Genomic DNA, 2,533 nt, shown 5'->3' with positions numbered 1-2,533 from the left:
GGTTGTTGTCTCAGAACCCACACAGTGGACGCGAGCCTCTATGGACAAGCCCTCGGCCTATTAGTACCGGTCACCTCCACCCATTACTGGGCTTCCAGATCCGGCCTATCAACCCCGTCATCTCCAGGGAGCCTTACCCTCTCAAAGGAGGCAGGAGTCCTCATCTCGAAGCAGGCTTCCCGCTTAGATGCTTTCAGCGGTTATCCTTCCCGAACGTAGCCAACCAGCCATGCCCTTGGCAGAACAACTGGCACACCAGAGGTCCGTCCGTCCCGGTCCTCTCGTACTAGGGACAGCCCTTCTCAAGACTCCAACGCGCGCAGCGGATAGGGACCGAACTGTCTCACGACGTTCTAAACCCAGCTCGCGTACCGCTTTAATGGGCGAACAGCCCAACCCTTGGGACCGACTCCAGCCCCAGGATGCGACGAGCCGACATCGAGGTGCCAAACCATCCCGTCGATATGGACTCTTGGGGAAGATCAGCCTGTTATCCCCGGGGTACCTTTTATCCGTTGAGCGACGGCGCTTCCACAAGCCACCGCCGGATCACTAGTCCCGACTTTCGTCCCTGCTCGACCCGTCAGTCTCACAGTCAAGCTCCCTTGTGCACTTACACTCACCACCTGATGACCAACCAGGCTGAGGGAACCTTTGGGCGCCTCCGTTACCATTTAGGAGGCAACCGCCCCAGTTAAACTACCCACCAGACACTGTCCCCGATCCGGATCACGGACCCAGGTTAGACATCCAGCACGACCAGAGTGGTATTTCAACAACGACTCCACGAACACTGGCGTGCCCGCATCACAGTCTCCCACCTATCCTACACAAGCCGAACCGAACACCAATATCAAGCTATAGTAAAGGTCCCGGGGTCTTTCCGTCCTGCTGCGCGAAACGAGCATCTTTACTCGTAGTGCAATTTCACCGGGTCTATGGTTGAGACAGTCAAGAAGTCGTTACGCCATTCGTGCAGGTCGGAACTTACCCGACAAGGAATTTCGCTACCTTAGGATGGTTATAGTTACCACCGCCGTTTACTGGCGCTTAAGTTCTCAGCTTCACCACACCGAAATGTGACTAACCGGTCCCCTTAACGTTCCAGCACCGGGCAGGCGTCAGTCCGTATACCTCGCCTTACGGCTTCGCACGGACCTGTGTTTTTAGTAAACAGTCGCTTCTCGCTGGTCTCTGCGGCCACCCCCAGCTCACCAAGCATGTTGGATCACCAGAAATGGCCCCCCTTCTCCCGAAGTTACGGGGGCATTTTGCCGAGTTCCTTAACCATAGTTCACCCGAACGCCTCGGTATTCTCTACCAGACCACCTGAGTCGGTTTAGGGTACGGGCCGCCACACACCTCGCTAGAGGCTTTTCTCGACAGCACAGGATCATCCACTTCACCACAAACGGCTCGGCATCAGGTCTCACCCCTGTAACGAGGAACGGATTTACCTACTCCTCGGGCTACACCCTTACCCCGGGACAACCACCGCCCGGGATGGACTACCTCACTGCGTCACCCCATCACTCACCTACTACAGACTTGGACCGTCGGCTCCACCACTCCCACAACCGGCAAAGCCGGCACGGGCGGTTTCACGGACTTAGCATCACCTGATTCGATGTTGATCGCTGCATAGCGGGTACCGGAATATCAACCGGTTCTCCATCGACTACGCCTGTCGGCCTCGCCTTAGGTCCCGACTTACCCTGGGCAGATCAGCTTGACCCAGGAACCCTTAGTCAATCGGCGCACACGTTTCTCACGCATGTATCGCTACTCATGCCTGCATTCTCACTCGTGAACCATCCACAACTCGCTTCCACGGCTGCTTCACCCGGCACACGACGCTCCCCTACCCACCCCAACAGGCGTTAGCCCTCATGTTGGAGTGACACGACTTCGGCGGTGTACTTGAGCCCCGCTACATTGTCGGCGCAGAATCACTTGACCAGTGAGCTATTACGCACTCTTTCAAGGATGGCTGCTTCTAAGCCAACCTCCTGGTTGTCTCTGCGACTCCACATCCTTTCCCACTTAGCACACGCTTAGGGGCCTTAGTCGATGCTCTGGGCTGTTTCCCTCTCGACCATGGAGCTTATCCCCCACAGTCTCACTGCCGCGCTCTCACTTACCGGCATTCGGAGTTTGGCTAAGGTCAGTAACCCGGTAAGGCCCATCGCCTATCCAGTGCTCTACCTCCGGCAAGAAACACACGACGCTGCACCTAAATGCATTTCGGGGAGAACCAGCTATCACGGAGTTTGATTGGCCTTTCACCCCTAACCACAGGTCATCCCCCAGGTTTTCAACCCTGGTGGGTTCGGGCCTCCACGAAGTCTTACCTCCGCTTCACCCTGCCCATGGCTAGATCACTCCGCTTCGGGTCTTGAACACGCTACTCCACGCCCTCTTCGGACTCGCTTTCGCTACGGCTCCCCCACACGGGTTAACCTCGCAACATGCCGCAAACTCGCAGGCTCATTCTTCAAAAGGCACGCAGTCACGACACCACATGCAAGCATGT

The 2,533-nt window shown here is 56.7% G+C and carries 1 rRNA gene (only partly in view); it reads right to left on the bottom strand.

Annotated features, from left to right (window positions below):
• Window positions 1–40: 40 nt before the first annotated feature.
• A 23S ribosomal RNA gene (locus tag DQ392_RS33915) occupies window positions 41–2,533 on the bottom strand (it continues 634 nt past the right edge of the window).

It is taken from the genome of Streptomyces reniochalinae, assembly GCF_003323735.1.
GTDB classification, from domain to species: Bacteria; Actinomycetota; Actinomycetes; order Streptomycetales; family Streptomycetaceae; genus Streptomyces; species Streptomyces reniochalinae.
This window is presented reverse-complemented; position numbering and strand designations above follow the sequence as displayed.